Origin of the sequence: Dickeya sp. NCPPB 3274, assembly GCF_000406205.1 — a bacterium.
Classification (GTDB): Bacteria; Pseudomonadota; Gammaproteobacteria; order Enterobacterales; family Enterobacteriaceae; genus Dickeya; species Dickeya fangzhongdai.
In genome coordinates this window covers 4941015-4959220 of sequence record NZ_CM001979.1, presented here as the reverse complement: position 1 = coordinate 4959220, position 18206 = coordinate 4941015, and the positions used below count along the sequence as shown (strand labels likewise).

At 54.8% G+C, this 18206-nt stretch carries 17 protein-coding genes; 10 read left to right on the top strand and 7 right to left on the bottom strand.

Annotated elements, in window-relative coordinates:
- Positions 1–256 precede the first annotated feature (256 nt).
- The 3 genes from DXX3274_RS22130 to DXX3274_RS22120 all read right to left on the bottom strand — a co-directional run bounded on the left by DXX3274_RS22130 (position 257) and on the right by DXX3274_RS22120 (position 3528).
- Positions 257–1696, bottom strand: coding sequence for a hypothetical protein (locus DXX3274_RS22130; RefSeq protein ID WP_042861754.1), 1440 nt, complete (start codon positions 1694–1696; stop codon positions 257–259).
- 141 nt (positions 1697–1837) lie between these two features.
- Positions 1838–3127, bottom strand: a complete 1290-nt coding sequence (locus DXX3274_RS22125; protein WP_042861753.1) for a KGGVGR-motif variant AAA ATPase — start codon at positions 3125–3127, stop codon at positions 1838–1840.
- Positions 3124–3528 (bottom strand): SAM-dependent methyltransferase, encoded by a 405-nt coding sequence (locus DXX3274_RS22120; RefSeq protein WP_084478853.1) that lies wholly within the window; start codon positions 3526–3528, stop codon positions 3124–3126. Before DXX3274_RS22120 ends, DXX3274_RS22125 begins: the two co-directional genes overlap by 4 nt.
- 304 nt (positions 3529–3832) lie before the next feature.
- Between DXX3274_RS22120 and pstS the strand changes: the two genes are divergently transcribed.
- The 8 genes from pstS (at position 3833) to DXX3274_RS22080 (ending at position 11181) form a co-directional block, all read left to right on the top strand.
- Positions 3833–4873 carry a phosphate ABC transporter substrate-binding protein PstS gene (pstS, locus tag DXX3274_RS22115; protein WP_042861752.1) on the top strand — a complete coding sequence of 347 codons (1041 nt, stop codon included), beginning with the start codon at positions 3833–3835 and terminating at the stop codon, positions 4871–4873.
- A 151-nt stretch (positions 4874–5024) separates the two neighbouring features.
- On the top strand, positions 5025–5984 hold the full coding sequence (gene pstC / locus DXX3274_RS22110; protein WP_038920727.1) for a phosphate ABC transporter permease PstC: 960 nt from the start codon (positions 5025–5027) through the stop codon (positions 5982–5984).
- A complete protein-coding gene (pstA, locus tag DXX3274_RS22105; protein WP_038663989.1) occupies positions 5984–6871 on the top strand; it encodes a phosphate ABC transporter permease PstA in 888 nt (295 codons plus the stop codon). Before pstC ends, pstA begins: the two co-directional genes overlap by 1 nt.
- 94 nt (positions 6872–6965) lie before the next feature.
- The gene (pstB, locus tag DXX3274_RS22100) at positions 6966–7742 is read left to right on the top strand and encodes a phosphate ABC transporter ATP-binding protein PstB (RefSeq protein ID WP_042861750.1); all 777 of its coding nucleotides are present in this window, start codon (positions 6966–6968) and stop codon (positions 7740–7742) included.
- 13 nt (positions 7743–7755) lie between these two features.
- Positions 7756–8487: a phosphate signaling complex protein PhoU gene (gene phoU, locus DXX3274_RS22095; protein WP_033568181.1), complete on the top strand. Its 732-nt coding sequence runs from the start codon at positions 7756–7758 to the stop codon at positions 8485–8487.
- 250 nt (positions 8488–8737) lie between these two features.
- Entirely contained in the window at positions 8738–9574 is an 837-nt protein-coding gene (locus DXX3274_RS22090; protein ID WP_042861749.1) for an ABC transporter substrate-binding protein, read from the top strand.
- 103 nt (positions 9575–9677) lie between these two features.
- Entirely contained in the window at positions 9678–10421 is a 744-nt protein-coding gene (locus DXX3274_RS22085; protein ID WP_042862285.1) for an ABC transporter permease subunit, read from the top strand.
- Between the two features lies 1 nt (position 10422).
- Positions 10423–11181 (top strand): amino acid ABC transporter permease, encoded by a 759-nt coding sequence (locus DXX3274_RS22080; RefSeq protein WP_042861748.1) that lies wholly within the window; start codon positions 10423–10425, stop codon positions 11179–11181.
- A 4-nt stretch (positions 11182–11185) separates the two neighbouring features.
- Here the strand turns inward: DXX3274_RS22080 and yieH are convergent, their stop codons facing one another.
- Positions 11186–11854 (bottom strand): 6-phosphogluconate phosphatase, encoded by a 669-nt coding sequence (yieH, locus tag DXX3274_RS22075; protein ID WP_042861746.1) that lies wholly within the window; start codon positions 11852–11854, stop codon positions 11186–11188.
- 273 nt (positions 11855–12127) lie between these two features.
- Between yieH and DXX3274_RS22070 the strand changes: the two genes are divergently transcribed.
- Positions 12128–13465 (top strand): NCS2 family permease, encoded by a 1338-nt coding sequence (locus tag DXX3274_RS22070; RefSeq protein WP_042861745.1) that lies wholly within the window; start codon positions 12128–12130, stop codon positions 13463–13465.
- 62 nt (positions 13466–13527) lie between these two features.
- Here DXX3274_RS22070 and DXX3274_RS22065 read toward each other — a convergent pair whose 3' ends face one another.
- Positions 13528–14268: a 4'-phosphopantetheinyl transferase superfamily protein gene (locus tag DXX3274_RS22065; protein WP_038663974.1), complete on the bottom strand. Its 741-nt coding sequence runs from the start codon at positions 14266–14268 to the stop codon at positions 13528–13530.
- Between the two features lie 58 nt (positions 14269–14326).
- Here DXX3274_RS22065 and DXX3274_RS23870 point away from each other — a divergent pair, with 58 nt between their 5' ends.
- Positions 14327–14539: a hypothetical protein gene (locus tag DXX3274_RS23870; protein WP_127350766.1), complete on the top strand. Its 213-nt coding sequence runs from the start codon at positions 14327–14329 to the stop codon at positions 14537–14539.
- A gap of 30 nt (positions 14540–14569) precedes the next feature.
- Here DXX3274_RS23870 and DXX3274_RS22060 read toward each other — a convergent pair whose 3' ends face one another.
- Both DXX3274_RS22060 and aegA read right to left on the bottom strand, forming a co-directional pair.
- Positions 14570–15103, bottom strand: coding sequence for a 4Fe-4S dicluster domain-containing protein (locus DXX3274_RS22060; protein ID WP_038920722.1), 534 nt, complete (start codon positions 15101–15103; stop codon positions 14570–14572).
- Positions 15100–17103: a formate-dependent uric acid utilization protein AegA gene (aegA, locus tag DXX3274_RS22055; RefSeq protein WP_042862284.1), complete on the bottom strand. Its 2004-nt coding sequence runs from the start codon at positions 17101–17103 to the stop codon at positions 15100–15102. The genes DXX3274_RS22060 and aegA overlap by 4 nt, the downstream gene beginning before the upstream one ends.
- Positions 17104–18206: the final 1103 nt, after the last annotated feature.

Below are 18206 nucleotides of genomic sequence, written 5' to 3'. Positions count from 1 at the left end.
GAAAAATTCGTCTGCTAGGCTCGGTTATAAAAAGTGGAAACATCCTGTAGGGAAGTTGGGTCCTGACGTGAGAGCGCTGTTTTTTCAGCTACATATCTGAGTATAGAACAGGTTTTTTATCGCTGGGCTATATAAGTAATTTAGTGTTTTAGTGCTTTTTATTATTCATATTGGTTTTTTTGTAGGAATTAAATAAAAAAACCTCCCTGCTTCTTAAGACATGGGGAGGTTTTTTTATAAACGCTTTACTATTAGGTCAGGACTTTTGTGGTTTTACCCCACCTTTTCTCCCTAACCCAAAGCCGACACGATAGAGATCGGGCATATCAATACGCTCGCTGTTGCGTTCTTCAAACACGCCAATTCTTAACAAATCCAGCTTTAGGCCCGGCCAGCCTTTCTGGGCATGCTGAGGAGGTAGCTTGTTTGGATTTTCCGGCATCCCTTGTGGGAATGAGTGATCCCAGCGCTGCTGTATTACGCTGAAATCGATGGGTACGTTGAGCCCGTTCAAGGGTGTTAAGAACTCGCTTACCCACGGATAATCTTCAGTCAGTTCACTGACTCTGATTTCGGATGCCTTTTGAACGCCTCGTTTAATACTTTCATAGTGCAACGAGTAGGTATAATCCGGGTACCGCTCCATTGAGTCTTCGGCTGCTTGTCGTATAGCAGCTAAAAACGATCGAGGCGATGTTCGCCCTTTTCCGTCTGCCAGATGGCTAACAGCCCAGACATAAGGGACACCACGACGACGATCCTTGCCCATCCACGGCCCGGCTAGCGCTTCAAATAATTCTCTTTGTGATGGCGTTTCACGCTTTACATCATCATGCGGCACAAAACGGGAGTCGGAGTGCTCAGGCGGTTTATTCAAGGTTCGCTCATAGCACTCGCGGAGCACATCACCCTGTGATGTTTCACCATTAATCAGGTATTGCCACAACAGGCCATGCAAGTCATGCCTTGCCCAGGATAGTTCAGCTTTGGTGGCAAGTAACTTGGAAGCATCAGGAAAATCGGTAACGGTTCTTTCCAGTTGGTCTTCGCGTAAGAATACCTTGGTGGTGAGACGGCTGTATGGTTTTAACCACAACACAACCCGTAACAGACCACGGACAATATTATCCATGATTGACCAATCGGTACTGAGTCTGTCGAGTGCGTCAAACAAAATCAAAGCGTAGCGACCGTTCCCCTCTAACGATTGGTTGGCCTGAGACAGGGTCGCTGCAATCTCTTCTGGATGTTGCTGAACCCAAGACACTTTTTGTGACCAATTTGCCTGTTGAGCCAACAGTGGCTGTTGGGTTAGTTTTCCGATGCCTGATATGACAATCGTGCGCCAGATATCATAGGCATCAACGCTCTTCACCAGGTGAGAAAATGTATCTGAGTCTGGATACGCGTCATTCTGTGGCCGCTCTGAAAATCCGATATGAATGTCTGTAATATCCAATTGTGGAATTGATGAACCTAGCACTTTACGCAAAGCAGGATCGCCAAGCGCTGCCGTCCAAACAGATTTCCCGACTCCGCGTGTGCCTACCACCAGTAAACTTTCCGGTCTTAGCGCTTTCAAATGCGCAGGCGGGATATAGAGGTGTTTTAATGGCGGCGCAGACCCGCTGTATGAGGTATCCGCAGGTAAGGTTTCATAAATGGCTCGACGGATATCTGCTGCGCTACTCATCATGCTCTCCGGGATAGCTGGTTAGACTCTGTATACCCGTCATACTTCACGTTGCAGGTGCGTTGGCTGCCCTCGCTCACCCCAATCGCTTACTTGAGTAAGCTCCTGGGGATTCACTCGGTTGCCGTCTTCCTGCAACTCGAATTATTTTGGGTATATACCTTCGATTAACGTGCCGAAAATTGATGTTACTTCGGCGGAGTCTATCGTGTTTTGCGCAAATCGGGAATGTAGCGACGTGAGTGCGGAGAATCCTCTGTTCCAGCGAATCGCCCACGGATAGTGTGGCGCTGATTCATCGTTCATCTCGAAGCTGAACAGATTCTCCACTGTTTCACCCGGCGGTACTTCGTCATAAAGCGTGGAGGAAAACAGTTCGTAAGCGTTTTCACACAACCCGGAAAAGTAGCTCTCGCGTCGTTCATCATCAGGAATCATGGCACCGATAAGTTGCAAACGCTCACGGATATCAGCAGCCTTGCCCGACCGATTCCAATAGTCAAATAACACCCGATACCCTGACCAGGTTTGCTCGCCATCCAGTGTAAACAGTAACACGGTATTGGCGCCGATATCGGTAACGCAACTGGAAGCCACTTCATCTATTCCAGAGCGTGAATCAATCAAAATCACATCAGGCTTAATCGTTTCTTCCAACTGGTCAATCAGACGATTGAGCCGGTGGGACCAGCTTTCCCGGTTGCCGTTACGATCTATTTTGGGCATCCAGACTCGACCCAACTTGGCGATATATTCGCCTGGGTGTTTGCCATGTGCCGGTATCACGTAAATGTCGCCGTCATGGGATAGCGTACTGGTGGCGATCATGTCATCAAGCAGGCTGTTGCCATTATCGACCAGGTCTTCCACCAGCCAGTCAGCGATGCCATAAGTTGGGCGGCGGTCTTCCGGTAGCAAAGCGGTGGATAAACCCGGAGACTCAAGATCCAGATCCAGCACCATGACTCTTTTATCAGCTTGCGCCAGCGCCCATGCGCAAGCGGCCATCGCGGTTGAGCGGCCAACGCCGCCTTTGATAGAAAAAAAGACAATGCGGCTGGCGCCTTCAGACTCTGGTGTGATCATATCCCAGCGGCTTTCCGTCGCTAATCTATCAACCACATAGACGCCGGGAATATCATCAGCCAGTGCAAAGTGGACTGCACGTTGATAAACCGACTCGACATTGGGTTCATATAAGACGGTGTTGTCGGGCGCAAAGCTGTGAGGCGCCAGTTCCGTTGAGAACTGTGCGGCAATCGCGTCAATCGCAGCCTGATGTTCGGGATTGTTCTGGAGCGATTCGGCAACGATTAACCTGACTTTACCGTTTAGATCTCGGTTGATCGCCACGGGTTTAATCTGACTGATAAGATCAGTGTGAGGTTTAAGAATGCCTTCAATAGTAGGCAAAAGCTGGTCGAAGGTTTTCATATCGCGCCGTCCGTTTTAGCTTGTTTAAGTATATTTTGGACTTGTTTGGCTCCGTTGCGATGTTTTTCCGCCTCAATTTGTGTGAACTGTTGCTGGTTGCTATAACGTTGTGACGCTTTCCAGTCATCGAAAGGATTTAGTGAAGATAAGAGGTAGTTTCGACCGCTGCGGTAAGTTTCGTAACGTAGCCAAATAGCATCAATATGTTTTTGGTCGAGGCGTTCACTGGGCATGTCCCTATTCGCGTCAAAGGGCATACCAAACTCCTGCATCAACTTTTTTAACCCGCTCTCTGCCGAGAAGCCATAAAGATGATCGGCATTTGCCCAGCGTCCCAGATGAAACAGGATTTCTGCATCTCTCCAGTGGCGATGACAGGCGTCTTCAAAGTCGGTTGCCATGACTGTGCTTCACTCCTTTAGCCAGAGACGGACATATTCAAGGTCTAAATAGCATGTGTGACAAGCGATTTTACCGGAACTGGGGATTCATAGAAGTATCTCGTTGAAAGTATTGTATAGATTGTTAAATAAATGCTTGTCTCAGCCGGACAGACATACCCGGTTCTGACTCACCTGTCACACAACTGTCATATTGCGTACATTTTACTGTCACCGAATTGACCTATTTTCTCCACCAGCAAACTACACTCTGATTAAACAATAGCTCCGGGTCTACACGTCTAAGTATCCCACAGGAGGGATTATGAAACTCATGCGTACCACTGTTGCCAGTATCGTTGCTGCAAGTTTTTCTCTGACGGCGGTTTCTGCTTTTGCCGCGGCAAACCTCACTGGTGCAGGTGCGACATTCCCCGCTCCGGTTTATGCAAAGTGGGCTGATTCTTACGAAAAAGAAACCGGCAACAAAGTTAACTATCAGGGCATCGGTTCTTCGGGCGGCGTGAAACAGATTACCGCCAAGACCGTGGATTTTGGTGCGTCTGATGCGCCGCTGACGGATGACAAACTGGCTCAGGACGGTCTGTTCCAGTTCCCGACCGTGATTGGCGGTATCGTACTGGCTGTCAACGTGCCGGGCGTGAAAGCCGGCGAGCTGACGCTGGACGGCAAAACGCTGGGTGACATCTACCTGGGCAAAATCAAGAAATGGAACGACGAAGCCATCGTCAAACTGAACCCGGGCGTGAAACTGCCGGATCAGGACATCGCTGTGGTGCGTCGTGCCGACGGTTCCGGCACCTCCTACGTGTTCACCAGCTACCTGGCTAAAGTGAACAGCGAGTGGAAAGAGAAGATTGGCGCGGGCAACACCGTAAACTGGCCGACTGGTCTGGGCGGTAAAGGCAACGACGGCATCGCGGCGTTCGTTCAGCGTCTGCCGGGGTCGATCGGTTACGTTGAATACGCATACGCCAAGCAGAATAACCTGGTTTACACCAAGCTGGTTTCTGCCGACGGCAAAGCAGTCAGCCCGACTGAAGGGTCTTTCAGCAACGCCGCTAAAGGCATTGACTGGAGCAAGTCCTTCGCACAGGACCTGACCAACCAGAAAGGCGCCGATGTATGGCCGATCACCTCTACCACCTTCATTCTGATTCACAAAGAACAGAGCAAGCCTGAGCAGGGCAAAGAAGTGCTGAAGTTCTTTGACTGGGCTTACACCAAAGGCGGCGATCAGGCCAAAGCGCTGGATTATTCTACCCTGCCGAAAGAAGTGATTGCTCAGGTGCGCGCAGCATGGAAAACCCAGATCAAAGACAGCAGCGGTAAAGCGCTGTACTGATTGCGGTTAGCAGGATCGGTTGTGTGAGTACCGAGAGGTGGATAAACCGGAAACGGGGTATCCACCTCTGACATTCATTGGGGTTCCCCCAATGACCTGATTAAAGACGTAGTTATCTGAAAAACGCAGTTATCTGAAAGAAGAGAGACGTATGGCTGAACACAAGCCAACCATTACACCTCCGGGAAAACAGGGCGACATTCTCTTCGGGGCGCTGGTCAGACTGGCGGCCCTATTGACGTTGCTGTTGCTGGGCGGAATTATCGTTTCCCTGATTTTCGCCTCCTGGCCGAGTATCAAAACGTTTGGTTTCTCCTTCCTGTGGACCAAAGAGTGGGATGCGCCCGCCGGGCAATTCGGCGCGCTGGTACCGATTTACGGCACCATCGTGACCTCGCTGATCGCGCTGATCATCGCCATTCCGATTAGTTTTGGTATCGCGCTGTTCCTGACGGAACTGGCGCCGAGCTGGCTGAAACGTCCGCTGGGCGTGGCGATTGAACTGCTGGCCGCGATCCCGAGTATCGTTTACGGCATGTGGGGGTTGTTTGTGTTCGCCCCGCTGTTCGCCAGGTATTTCCAACAACCGGTGGGTAATGTGCTTTCCAGCATCCCGCTGGTCGGCACCCTGTTCTCCGGGCCGGCGTTCGGTATCGGCATTCTGGCGGCCGGGGTGATTCTGGCCATCATGATCATCCCCTACATCGCAGCGGTAATGCGCGATGTGTTCGAACAGACGCCGGTGATGATGAAAGAATCGGCTTACGGCATCGGCTGCACCACCTGGGAAGTTATCTGGCACATCGTGCTGCCGTTCACCAAAAACGGGGTGATTGGCGGCGTCATGCTGGGGCTGGGACGTGCGTTGGGCGAGACGATGGCGGTGACGTTCATCATCGGCAACACCTACCAGCTCGACAGCGTCTCGCTCTATATGCCGGGCAACAGCATCACCTCCGCGCTGGCTAACGAATTCGCCGAAGCCGACACCGGGCTGCATACCGCGGCGCTGATGGAGCTGGGCCTGATCCTGTTCGTGATTACCTTTATCGTGCTGGCCTGTTCGAAGCTGATGATCATGCGTCTGGCTAAAAACGAAGGAGCGCGCTGATGGCGAGCATTGGCATTGAAAACCGTTCTGACTCGCTGGAAACCCGTCGCAAGATGCAGGCCTGGCGCCGTCAGAAAAACCGCATCGCGCTGTGTATGTCGATGCTGACGATGGCGTTCGGTCTGTTCTGGCTGGTGTGGATTCTGATGTCCACCGTGACCAAGGGCATCGACGGCATGTCGCTGTCGCTGTTTACCGAAATGACGCCGCCGCCCAATACGGCGGGCGGTGGTCTGGCTAATGCTATCGTCGGCAGCGGCCTGCTGATCCTGTGGGCGACGCTGTTTGGCACGCCGCTGGGGATCCTGGCCGGCGTCTATCTGGCGGAGTACGGCCGCAAGTCGCTGATCGCCGAAGTGATTCGCTTTATTAACGACATTCTGCTGTCGGCGCCGTCGATTGTGGTGGGGCTGTTCGTTTACACGCTGGTGGTGGCTAAAATGGAGCACTTTTCCGGCTGGGCGGGGGTAATTGCGCTGGCGCTGTTGCAGGTGCCGATCGTGATTCGCACCACCGAGAACATGCTGAAACTGGTGCCGGACAGCCTGCGTGAAGCGGCCTACGCGCTGGGTACGCCGAAATGGAAGATGATTTCGGCCATCACCCTGAAGGCGTCGGTTTCCGGCATCATCACCGGGGTGTTGCTGGCGGTGGCGCGTATCGCCGGGGAGACGGCGCCGCTGCTGTTTACCTCGCTATCGAACCAGTTCTGGAGCACGGATCTGATGCATCCGATCGCCAACCTGCCGGTCACCATCTTCAAGTTCGCCATGAGTCCGTTCAAAGAGTGGCAGGGGCTGGCGTGGGCAGGGGTACTGCTGATCACCCTCTGCGTGCTGTTGCTGAACATTGTGGCGCGCGTGCTGTTTGCCAAGAAGACGCATTAGTCAGCAACATTAAAAAAATTACCAGCAATATTAATGAATATCCGGGCGTCGCGCAGGCGGCGTTCGCCAGATTCGCCAGAAGAGAGAAGTCTTGATGAGTATGGTCACAGAGACATCCGCCAGCAAAATCCAGGTGCGCAACCTGAACTTCTATTACGGAAAATTTCATGCGCTGAAAAACATCACGCTGGATATCGCCAAAAACCAGGTGACGGCGTTTATCGGTCCGTCAGGGTGCGGCAAGTCCACCTTGCTGCGTACCCTGAATAAAATGTATCAGCTCTATCCGGAGCAACGCGCCGAAGGCGATATCCTGCTGGATGGCAACAATATCCTGACCGATAACCAGGATATCGCGCTGCTGCGCGCCAAAGTGGGCATGGTGTTCCAGAAGCCGACGCCGTTTCCGATGTCGATTTACGACAACATCGCTTTCGGCGTGCGCCTGTTCGAGAAACTGTCGCGTGCGGAGATGGACGAGCGCGTACAGTGGGCGCTGACCAAGGCGGCGCTGTGGCAGGAAACCAAGGACAAGCTGCACCAGAGCGGTTACAGCCTGTCCGGCGGTCAGCAGCAGCGTTTGTGCATTGCCCGCGGTATCGCCATTCGTCCGGACGTGCTGCTGCTGGACGAACCCTGCTCGGCGCTGGACCCGATTTCCACCGGCCGTATCGAAGAGCTGATTTCCGAACTGAAGAAAGACTATACCGTGGTGATCGTGACGCATAACATGCAACAGGCGGCGCGTTGTTCCGACCATACGGCGTTTATGTATCTGGGCGAGCTGATTGAGTTCAGCGATACCGATACCCTGTTTACCGCGCCACGGCAGAAACAGACCGAAGATTACATCACCGGTCGTTACGGTTGATTACGGGAGTATCATGGAAAACCTCAATCTGAACAAACATATTTCCGGTCAGTTTAATGCCGAGCTGGAAAGCATCCGCACCCAGGTGATGACCATGGGCGGGCTGGTGGAACAGCAACTGACCGACGCCATCACCGCCATGCATAACCAGGACGCGGAACTGGCGCAGCGCGTGATCGAAGGCGACGCCAAAGTAAACATGATGGAAGTGAGCATTGACGAGGCGTGCGTGCGCATCATCGCCAAACGCCAGCCTACCGCCAGCGACCTGCGTCTGGTGATGGCGATCATCAAGACCATTTCCGAGCTGGAGCGTATCGGCGATGTGGCGGACAAAATCTGCCGCACCGCGCTGGAGAAATTCTCCCATCAGCATCAGCCGTTGCTGGTTAGCCTGGAGTCGCTGGGCAACCACACGGTACAGATGCTGCACGATGTACTGGACGCGTTCGCCCGTATGGATCTGGATGAAGCCAAGCGCATCTACATGGAAGACAAGAAGGTGGATAAAGAGTACGAAGGCATTGTGCGTCAGTTGATGACCCACATGATGGAAGACTCCCGCACCATTCCCAGCGTGCTGACCGCGCTGTTCTGCGCCCGCTCCATCGAACGTATCGGTGACCGTTGCCAGAACATCTGCGAGTTTATTTTCTACTTCGTCAAAGGCCAGGACTTCCGTCATCTGGGCGGCGACGCGCTGGAAAAAATGCTGGCGCAGAAAGACGCCGAAAAGCCGGAATAAGTCTGGTTTGCTACCGACGATACTCTCAACGCCCCGCCTGTGCGGGGCGTTGTCATTGGTAACGCCGCATCTGTATCACTGCATCGCCGCCCTGTCAGCCGTGGTTGCCGCCAACCGGATATAACATAAGTTCATATTATGGGAGTTTATGTTATTTCCGGTGCGCTAGAGCCGCTGTTAGCCTGCATTTAGCGAATTAACAATAGGTTATAAAAACCATTTATAAACGACAGCTGATGGGCGGATAAAAATGAAGCATTCTCTTTTTGCATTAACACTTCTGGCAGGACTGGTTTCTCTCTCTGGCAACGCGCAGGCCGACAAGCTGGATGACATCCAGAAAGCGGGCGTGGTGAAAGTGGCGGTGTTCGACAGCAATCCGCCGTTTGGTTATGTCGATCCGCAAAGCAAAAAGTTGGTGGGCTACGATGTGGACGTAGCGGAGGCCATCGGCAAGGCGCTGGGCGTCAAAGTAGAACTGCGCGCCACCAACCCGGCCAACCGCATTCCGCTACTGAGCTCGAAAAAAGTGGATCTGATTTCAGCCAACTTCACCATTACCGACGAGCGCGCCAAACAGGTCAATTTTAGCGTGCCCTATTTCGCCACCGGCCAGAAGTTCATCGCCCGCAAAGGCGTGCTGAAAACGCCGGACGATATCAAAAATCTGCGTATCGGCGCCGACAAGGGCACCGTGCAGGAAATCACCCTGCGGGAACACTACCCGACCGCCAAAGTGATCTCCTACGACGATACCCCGCTGGCGTTCACCGCGCTGCGTAACGGCAACGTGCAGGCCATCACGCAGGACGACGCCAAGCTGGTCGGGCTGTTGGGCAACCTGCCGGCGGCGCAGAAAGCCGACTTTGAAATTTCTCCGTTCAGCATCACCAAAGAGTATCAGGGCATTGGTATTCCGAAAGGCGAGGATCGTCTGACGCAAAAAGTGAACGACATCCTGCTGAATCTGGAAAAACAGGGCGAGGCGGTGAAGATTTATAACCGCTGGTTTGGGCCGGAAACGCCGTCTGCCCAGCCGCGCGGCGATTTCAACATCGCGCCGCTGGATCAGCAACCCAAAGCTTGAGTACGCTGCGACAGTATTCTCCATCCGATAGTTGTTACCGTAGTTTCTTACTTGATGGTTGTGATTTGCCCCCGGACCCATCCCGGGGGCCTTCTTGTTTATGATGACTGATGAATCTATCCGACAATGGCTGGCCGACTGGCTGCTGGCGCCGCAGTATCTGCAATGGCTGTGGCAAGGCTTTCAGGTCACGCTCGGTATAGCCGCCGCCACCGTGGTGTTGGCGACCACGCTGGGGCTGGTGCTGGCGGCCGGCCGCGATAGCCGTGCGCCGCTGCTGCGCTGGCTGGCGATCGCCTATTGCTCCCTGTTTCGCAACACCCCGCTGTTGGTGCAGTTGTTCTTCTGGTACTTCGGCGCGGCGCAGTTGCTGCCCGCCGGGCTGATGCAGTGGCTTAACAGCCCGCACGTGATTCCGCTGCTCGGGCTAAACGGACCGTCGTTTGAGTTTCTGGCCGGGTTGTTTGGCCTGACGCTCTATTCCGCCGCCTTTATCGCTGAAGAGATTCGCGCCGGCATCGCCGGCGTGGCGCACGGCCAGAAATACGCCGCCTGCGCGCTGGGGCTGACCGGCTGGCAGGCGATGCGCTATGTCGTATTGCCGCAGGCGCTGCGCATCGCGCTGCCGCCGTTGCTCGGCCAGTACATGAACGTGATTAAAAACTCATCGTTGACGATGGCGATCGGCGTGGCGGAGCTGTCTTATGCTTCCCGCCAGGTGGAAACCGAAACCCTGCGCACGTTTCAGGCGTTCGGGGTGGCGACGGTATTTTATATCGTGGTGATCGCCCTGCTGGAAGGCTGGGGGCAGTGGCGCCAGCACCGGCAACCGCTAAAGGAGCACTGAGATGGATTTTGCGATCATCCGCGACAATTTTAGCTACCTGATGTGGGGCACCTTTCCGGACGGTCCGCTGGGCGGCGCGGCGCTGACGCTGGCGCTTAGTTTGATGGCCGGGATCGCATCGGCGGTGTTGGGCACCGGGCTGGGGGTGGCGCTGGCGATGTGTCGCGGCTGGGCTGGCGGACTGCTGGCGATGGTGCTGGGCTTTTTCCGCGCGATTCCGGTGATCATGCTGATTTTCTGGACCTACTTCCTGCTGCCGATGCTGTTTGGCGTCGATATCCCCGAAATCACCACCGTGGTGTGCGCGCTGGCGCTAATCGCCTCCGCTTATCTGGCGCACGGCGTGAAAGCCGGCATCGTAGCGATAGGCCGCGGCCAGTGGCAGGCGGGGATGTCGCTGGGGCTGGGGCGTTGGCAGACGCTGTGGCACATCGTGTTGCCGCAGGCGCTGCGCATGATGGTGCCGTCGTTCATCAACCAGTGGATCTCCCTGATTAAAGACACCTCGCTGGCTTACATTGTCGGCGTTGGCGAACTGACTTTTCTGGCGACGCAGGTCAACAACCGCAGTATGGTCTACCCGACCGAAGTGTTCCTGTTTATCGCGCTGGTCTATTTTATCTTTTGCCTGTTGCTGGACCTGCTGGCGCAGGGCGTCAGCAGGCGTTTTCGTGCCGGGCCGAAACCCGTCCGGCGCCGGCTATTCGGCAGACGAAAACCGGCAAGCTCGCCGGAGTCGCTGTTGCATGAATCCGCCTGAGCCGTCAGGCGGTGGTCAGCGCCCAGCCGCGTGCCTGCCACAGCGCCGGTAACTGCGCCATGTCGTGGAACATCGTCACCAACGGGTGATGGATCGGCGCGTTATGTTCGTCGGCGCAGTAGTAGAACACCGGTATGCCGGCGGCAATGCCGGCCTGCGTGCCGGAGACCGAATCTTCCACCAGAATGCAGTTTTCCACCGTCACCCCCATCTGCTGCGCGGCGTGATGCAGCAACGCCGGGTCCGGTTTCCATTTGCCGATGTCGTAGCCGCTGTACAGGTGCTCGCCAAAGAACGGCAGCAGGCCGGTCAGCCCCAGCGAATGCTGCATTTTGCTGACCGGTCCGTTGGACACCACCGCGGTGGGCGTTTGTAACGCCGCCAATACGTCCCGCACTCCCGCAATCGGCTGCAACGAGAGGTCGAACAGCCGCGCTACTTCCTGACGAAAATGGCGTTCCATCTGCTCCGTTGAAACCGTCAGGCCGAAACGCTCGCTGATGCGATCGATGATGTCGTAGAGCTTCATGCCTTTGAAGGTTTTGATCACTTCATCCAGCGGCAGCTGCACGCCGTAAGGAATAAAGATATTGATGTAGGCCTGGCAGCAAATGACTTCGCTGTCCACCAGCGTGCCGTCGCAGTCGAAAAATACGCATTCAATCCGGGACATGGGCATTCCTTGTTGAAGGACGAAAATCCCCACTTTACCTGACTGACAGGATAATGCGATGTTTGTGGAAATACGGGATTTGCTGACGCTTATCTCTGTAGCGGACAAACGTTTTCCCGTCGGGAAGTGAGGCGAAACCGCTGCGAACAGGCTGGAGATATAGAAAATTGTTATCGTCGGGAAAAAAAAGCCCGTCGGCGCGTTAACTGCTCCGCATTTTGGTATAGGATACCGGGCGATTATCTTTCCTTTCTTCTCTTTGGGTCATTTATCATGGATAAATCTCAGTCTGGTTCCGCTGCTGAGCAGGGGCTGCTGGATCGCGTGTTCAAACTGAAGCAGCACGGCACCACCGCTCGTACCGAAACCATTGCCGGGTTCACTACCTTCCTGACGATGGTGTATATCGTTTTCGTCAACCCGCAGATTCTGGGCGCCGCCGGGATGGACACCAAAGCGGTGTTTGTCACCACCTGTCTGATCGCCGCCTTTGGTAGTATTTTCATGGGTCTGCTGGCTAACCTGCCGGTGGCGCTGGCGCCGGCGATGGGCCTGAACGCCTTTTTCGCCTTTGTCGTGGTCGGCACTATGGGCCTGCCGTGGCAGGTGGCGATGGGCGCAATCTTCTGGGGATCGGTGGGTTTCCTGCTGTTGACGATATTCCAGGTTCGCTACTGGATGATCGCCAATATTCCGCTCAGTTTGCGACTGGGCATCGCCAGCGGCATCGGCCTGTTTATTGCCATGATCGGGCTGAAAAACGCCGGGATTATCGTGCCGAATCCGGAAACGCTGGTGTCGGTCGGCAAGCTGACCTCGCATAGCGTGCTGCTGGGCGCGCTGGGCTTTTTCATTATCGTGGTGCTGGCGTCCCGCAACATCCATGCGGCGGTGCTGATTTCCATCGCGGTGACCACGCTGCTGGGCGCCCTGCTGGGCGATGTGAAATTCTCCGGCGTGTTCTCCATGCCGCCGAGCGTCAGCAATGTGGTCGGTCAGGTGGATCTGGCCGGGTCGCTGAATCTGGGCCTGTCCGGGGTGATTTTCTCTTTCATGCTGGTGAACCTGTTTGACTCCTCCGGCACCCTGATTGGCGTGACCGACAAGGCCGGTCTGGTGGATGCCCGCGGCAAATTCCCGCAGATGAAGCAGGCGCTGTATGTGGATAGCATCAGCTCGGTGGCCGGTTCGTTCATCGGCACGTCATCCGTGACCGCCTATATCGAAAGTTCTTCCGGCGTATCCATCGGCGGTCGTACCGGTTTGACGGCGGTGGTCGTGGGGATTCTGTTCCTGCTGGTAATGTTCCTGTCTCCGCTGGCGGGCATGGTGCCGGCGTATGCGGCGGCGGGCGCGCTGATTTATGTCGGCGTGCTGATGACCGCCAGCCTGGCGCGCGTTAACTGGGATGACCTGACCGAATCCGTACCGGCGTTCGTGACCGCCGTGATGATGCCGTTCACCTTCTCGATTACCGAAGGTATCGCGTTGGGCTTCATTTCCTATGCGGTAATGAAAGCCGCGACCGGCCGCTGGCGCGACATCAGCCCGTGCGTCATCGCCGTGGCGGTGCTGTTCCTGCTGAAAATCGTGTTTATCGACGCCCATTAATCACTGGCGAGCCGGGATTGCCCCGGCTCGCTTGTTGGCGTCCTTTTCCGTTCTCCTGCCGGCTACATCGCGTACTGCGGCGGGGCGTTTTCCGTCGCGTGGCTGCTCAGTTTGATATAGCGCCGCGACTGACGCTGCTGCTGGACGATTTCGCCGGATTTCCGCATGCCGTAGGCCGAGGTGTAGTTCCACATCACCAACCGGTCGAGGCGAGGCGTATGGGCGCAGGCCCAGGCCAGATAGTCATCAATATCACTGATCACTTCCACATCCGGAATATGCCGCGACCGCAGGCGACCTGAGGCCGGATGCAATTTCAGCGATTCCGGACCGCCGGTATTGAAACCGGGAATTTTCAGTACCGACTGACGAATAGTGCATAACTGGGTGGCGGCTTCCAGCGGATCAAGCTGGGCGTCGATCCAGGCTTTTTCCGCGTGGGTCTGCGTTTGCAGATGCGACGGCGTTTCACGACTCCAGACGCGGACAATTTCCACGTCCATGCCCACTTTCCCTTCCTCGCTGAGCAGGATTGCGATGGTGTTTCCTGCGTAGCCGAGGCTGAAATCAGGCAGATGCGGATCAACAAAACAAGGTCTGCCATTCGGCGAAACCATTAGTGGCGGAAGAACCGGATAACCGAAGAAATAAAACATCATCTCTGCCAGCAGCGCGCGGCTTTTCAGATAGCGCTCGCGGCGCTTCACTGAAAAGCTGTGCGTGGATGAAATCAGGTCATCCGATAACCGCTGCAGATCGGGTAACGCTTCCGTGCTTGCCCACCTGACGAAATGACAGGTCATATTCACTCCATGATGCCAACGAAAAAAACCTGATAATTTTTAGTAGAATGACTGCTCTGTGAAGTTCATTTCCGACGCAAATGGTCAGACAAATATCTGTGCCAAAGAGAAACTGGCGGATAAATCGGCGATAATTATCTATGTCCGAGCAGAATACGTCAAAAAGCACATTTTATTAAAACTGATTTTATTTTATTTGAAACCAAAATCGGGCTTACATCACATCATGTCAATAGGGCGCGGCGACACGGCCTGCGCCGCTTGCCCGTGAACGCATCCTGGCATCACGGGCAAAAAGGCATCAGCGCAAATGGATATCCGCGTGATGCCATGCGGAACGTTGCTGTTTTTCAAGAACCCGTTCGGCCAGCGCCTGCGTCGTTACCAGCGTCAGCGCCGACGTTGGGCACACGCGCACACAGGACGGGCTGTCGGCGACGCCGATGCAAAGATCGCATTTATGGACTTCACTGCCTGATAGCGATGGGGCAGGCGTCTCGTCATCGGCTGACCGCGACACCACATTGATGGCGCCGAACGGGCAGGCGATGACGCAACTTTTGCAGCCAATACACCGCGACGAGATGACCTGAATGCTGTCTTGATGCTGCACCAGCGCATCGTGCGGGCAGACGCTGGCGCACGGTGCGTTTTCACACTGATGGCACAGCACGGGCGTGCTCACGTTAGCATTTTTAATTACTTTAAGGCGCGGAAAAAAATGCGATTTATGCAATTTTTGTTGGTTCCCGCCCGCGTGGGCGACGGCACAGGCGATTTCACAGGTGCGGCAACCAATGCATTTGGCGGCGTCCGCAATCACAAACTGATTCATGGTCGATTCTCCTGCTGAACCACCGTGTCGACCGGTAGCGACATATCCTGACTCTCCAGCCCCATCACCCGCAGCATGCCTTGTGCGGCCTTGCGGCCATCGGCGATGGCGGTGACCACCAGATCGGCGCCGCGCACCACATCCCCACCGGCGAATACCTGAGGATGGTTGGTCTGGCAGGGGTGTCGGTTACCGGATTGCGTGGTCGTAATGTGGCCCCAGCGATCCTGCTCGATATGGGCGTCCTGCAGCCACGGCATGCTGTGCGTCTGGAAACCGAACGCGGTGATCACTGCGTCCGCTGGCTGAACGAACTCGGAGCCGGGCACCGGTTTCGGCCGGCGGCGGCCGCTGGCGTCCGGTTCACCCATTTCGGTTCGTATTAGGCTGATCCCGCACACTTCCCCGTCATCATTCAGGCAGATCTTGAGCGGCTGAACGTTGAACAGAAATTCCACGCCTTCTTCACGGGAGTTTTTCACTTCCTTACGCGAGCCCGGCATGTTGGCTTCATCACGACGATAGGCGCAGGTGACCGACGCGGCGCCCTGACGAATCGAGGTACGCAGGCAGTCCATAGCGGTATCGCCGCCGCCCAGCACCAGCACCCGCTTACCCTGCATCGACACGTAAGGTTCGTCGGGCAATTCAGGTAATCCCATTACCCGTTTGGTATTGGCGATCAGGAACGGCAGCGCGTCGTACACGCCGGGAGCGTCTTCATTTTCCAGCCCGGCTTTCATCGAACGGTAGGTGCCGACGCCGAGGAATACGGTGTCAAACTCCGCCAGCAACTGCGTCATAGCGATATCGGTTCCCACTTCGGTATTAAGCCGGAACTCGATCCCCATGGCGCTGAATATTTCCCGGCGCCGGGTCAGCACTGACTTGTCCAGCTTGAAGGCCGGAATGCCGAATGTCAGCAGCCCGCCGATTTCAGGATGCCTGTCAAACACCACCGCCTGTACGCCGTGCCGCGCCAGCACATCGGCGCAGGCCAGCCCGGCCGGTCCGGCGCCGATGATGGCCGCCCGCTTGCCGGTGGGTTTGACCCGGCTCAGGTCGGGCTGCCAGCCCATGCTCATCGCGGTATCGGTGATATAGCGCTCAATGTTGCCCACGGTTACGGCGCCGTAACCTCTACCCAGCGTGCAGGCGCCTTCGCATAACCGATCCTGTGGGCAGACCCGGCCGCAAATTTCCGGCAGGCTGCTGGTGCGGTGCGACAGTTCGACGGCGTCGAGAATGCGCCCTTTCTGCACCAGTTGCAGCAGCTCGGGAATATTATTGTGCAGCGGGCAGGTCCATTCGCAGACGGCGTGCTGGCCGCAGTGCAGGCAACGGCTGGCCTGATCGAGGGTTTGTTCGGCGTTGAAGCCGTGATAAATCTCGTTAAACGTGCTTACCCGTTCTTCCAGCGGTTTTTTTACCGCATCCCGGCGCGGCCAGTTTTTACGCTTGTCCAGCGGGCTACACGCTATCTCGGTAAAGGTAGGAACCGCGCGCGGCGTGCCGGGAATGGCGGTTTGCGCCATCCGCAGTTGCTTCGTGCGGCGCTGTTCTTCAAGTGAGCGTTCACTTACCAGATGAAGCGCCTGAGTAGGGCAGGCTTCCACACAGGCCTGTCCTTGCGGACGACCAATGCAGAGGTCGCATTTATGGGCGGTGGCGCCCTGTGGCTGGGTCTCGACAGTAATGGCGCCGAACGGGCACGCCAGCACGCAGGTTTTACAGCCGATACACTTTTCAGCGACCAGTTGAATGCCATCCTGCTTTCTGATCAGCGCCTGCGTGGGGCACACTTTCGCGCAGGGGGAGTCTTCACAATGGCGGCAGGTCACCGCGGTATGCTGTTCTCCCTGATGAAACACCCTGATCCGGGGGTGAAAGTCGTCCCTGTTTTCCGGATAACGCCCGTGATTATGGGAAATCACACAGGCAATCTCGCAGGCATTACAGCCGATACAATCCTTCGCATTTGCGATAACAAACTGATTCATATCCTCTCCCGACATGTACAGCATTGGGTGTGCGTATGACCCGCCGGTCATTTTCAGGCGTGCCTTCATCAAATTAAGTAAGTGTGCGCTCACTTAATCAATGCGGGATGTCTGCTGTGATTGCTGGCTGCGTTGCGTCGGAACTGCCTGCCGGGCAGGCGAAAGGTGACGAAACCAACCTGAGCGGGTCACTCTTAGAAACTGATTCTCCAAGAAGCCTAGTACACTGGCCAGTCAGGACCAAAAAATGAACGAAACCCTCACGTAATACGGGTACGATCCGAGCGACTCGGCTCCGCACGAACCTTGAGACAGAACAAATAATGTCCGGTAAAAATAACCAAAATGTTGTCATCCGAGCTATCAAAAAAGACAAAAATAGCCTGAAAACAATTGGGATAGGCTCTTAGAAAGTGATTCTGGAAGGGGCCTGGTACCTGTCTCGTCAGGAGAAAAAATAACGATCCCCTCAGTTATTGGGGTTTATCCTAGCGACTCGGGTCGGCATGAATCTTGATATAGAACAGATAATGTGGGGTAAAAATAACCAAAATTTTTCATGCAGTTATCAAAAAAGACAAAAATAGCCTGAAAAGAAGGAGCGTAAAGCGATACTGATTTCTCATATATGGAATTAATCGACGACATGCCAATAACGTTTATCCCGTATTTATAAGTTATAACATCACCCTTAAACCTCATGGTATTGCAACGGGAAAGTGGGTGCTCATCACTTCCGCTGTTATGTACCCCAAATGGCCGACAACTCTGTTGCCATATCAGAAAACCTTACTATGCTTTGTTGATGATAATTAAAGAATATGAGAGAAAAGCGGGATGGACGGCGAGCCAGCGATGGGCGAGAAAGCGCTGTTATATCCGCGCACTATTTCATAGCAAGATAAGTAATTTTTATGAATAAGATTTATTTCCGTATTGATAGTTTTTAATAACATTGCAAGAAATCGTAATTCTTTTTTTGTTTTGATGTCAGTGTGATTTCTGTCACGAAAAAAATCTTATTTTTCGTGCGTTTATATACGGTTGAGGATGGATGAATGTTTGCGGTTGAACACCATTTTATTGATGATGGGTTTAAACAT

Coding starts and splice junctions, on each gene's coding strand:
- yieH (WP_042861746.1), bottom strand. CDS start 11,854: ATGTCCCGGATTGAATGCGTATTTTTCGACTGCGACGGCACGCTGGTG.
- DXX3274_RS22080 (WP_042861748.1), top strand. CDS start 10,423: ATGGATTTTGCGATCATCCGCGACAATTTTAGCTACCTGATGTGGGGC.
- DXX3274_RS22060 (WP_038920722.1), bottom strand. CDS start 15,103: ATGAATCAGTTTGTGATTGCGGACGCCGCCAAATGCATTGGTTGCCGC.
- DXX3274_RS22090 (WP_042861749.1), top strand. CDS start 8,738: ATGAAGCATTCTCTTTTTGCATTAACACTTCTGGCAGGACTGGTTTCT.
- DXX3274_RS22065 (WP_038663974.1), bottom strand. CDS start 14,268: ATGACCTGTCATTTCGTCAGGTGGGCAAGCACGGAAGCGTTACCCGAT.
- aegA (WP_042862284.1), bottom strand. CDS start 17,103: ATGAATCAGTTTGTTATCGCAAATGCGAAGGATTGTATCGGCTGTAAT.
- DXX3274_RS22130 (WP_042861754.1), bottom strand. CDS start 1,696: ATGATGAGTAGCGCAGCAGATATCCGTCGAGCCATTTATGAAACCTTA.
- pstC (WP_038920727.1), top strand. CDS start 5,025: ATGGCTGAACACAAGCCAACCATTACACCTCCGGGAAAACAGGGCGAC.
- pstA (WP_038663989.1), top strand. CDS start 5,984: ATGGCGAGCATTGGCATTGAAAACCGTTCTGACTCGCTGGAAACCCGT.
- phoU (WP_033568181.1), top strand. CDS start 7,756: ATGGAAAACCTCAATCTGAACAAACATATTTCCGGTCAGTTTAATGCC.
- DXX3274_RS22120 (WP_084478853.1), bottom strand. CDS start 3,528: ATGGCAACCGACTTTGAAGACGCCTGTCATCGCCACTGGAGAGATGCA.
- pstB (WP_042861750.1), top strand. CDS start 6,966: ATGAGTATGGTCACAGAGACATCCGCCAGCAAAATCCAGGTGCGCAAC.
- DXX3274_RS22125 (WP_042861753.1), bottom strand. CDS start 3,127: ATGAAAACCTTCGACCAGCTTTTGCCTACTATTGAAGGCATTCTTAAA.
- pstS (WP_042861752.1), top strand. CDS start 3,833: ATGAAACTCATGCGTACCACTGTTGCCAGTATCGTTGCTGCAAGTTTT.
- DXX3274_RS22070 (WP_042861745.1), top strand. CDS start 12,128: ATGGATAAATCTCAGTCTGGTTCCGCTGCTGAGCAGGGGCTGCTGGAT.
- DXX3274_RS22085 (WP_042862285.1), top strand. CDS start 9,678: ATGACTGATGAATCTATCCGACAATGGCTGGCCGACTGGCTGCTGGCG.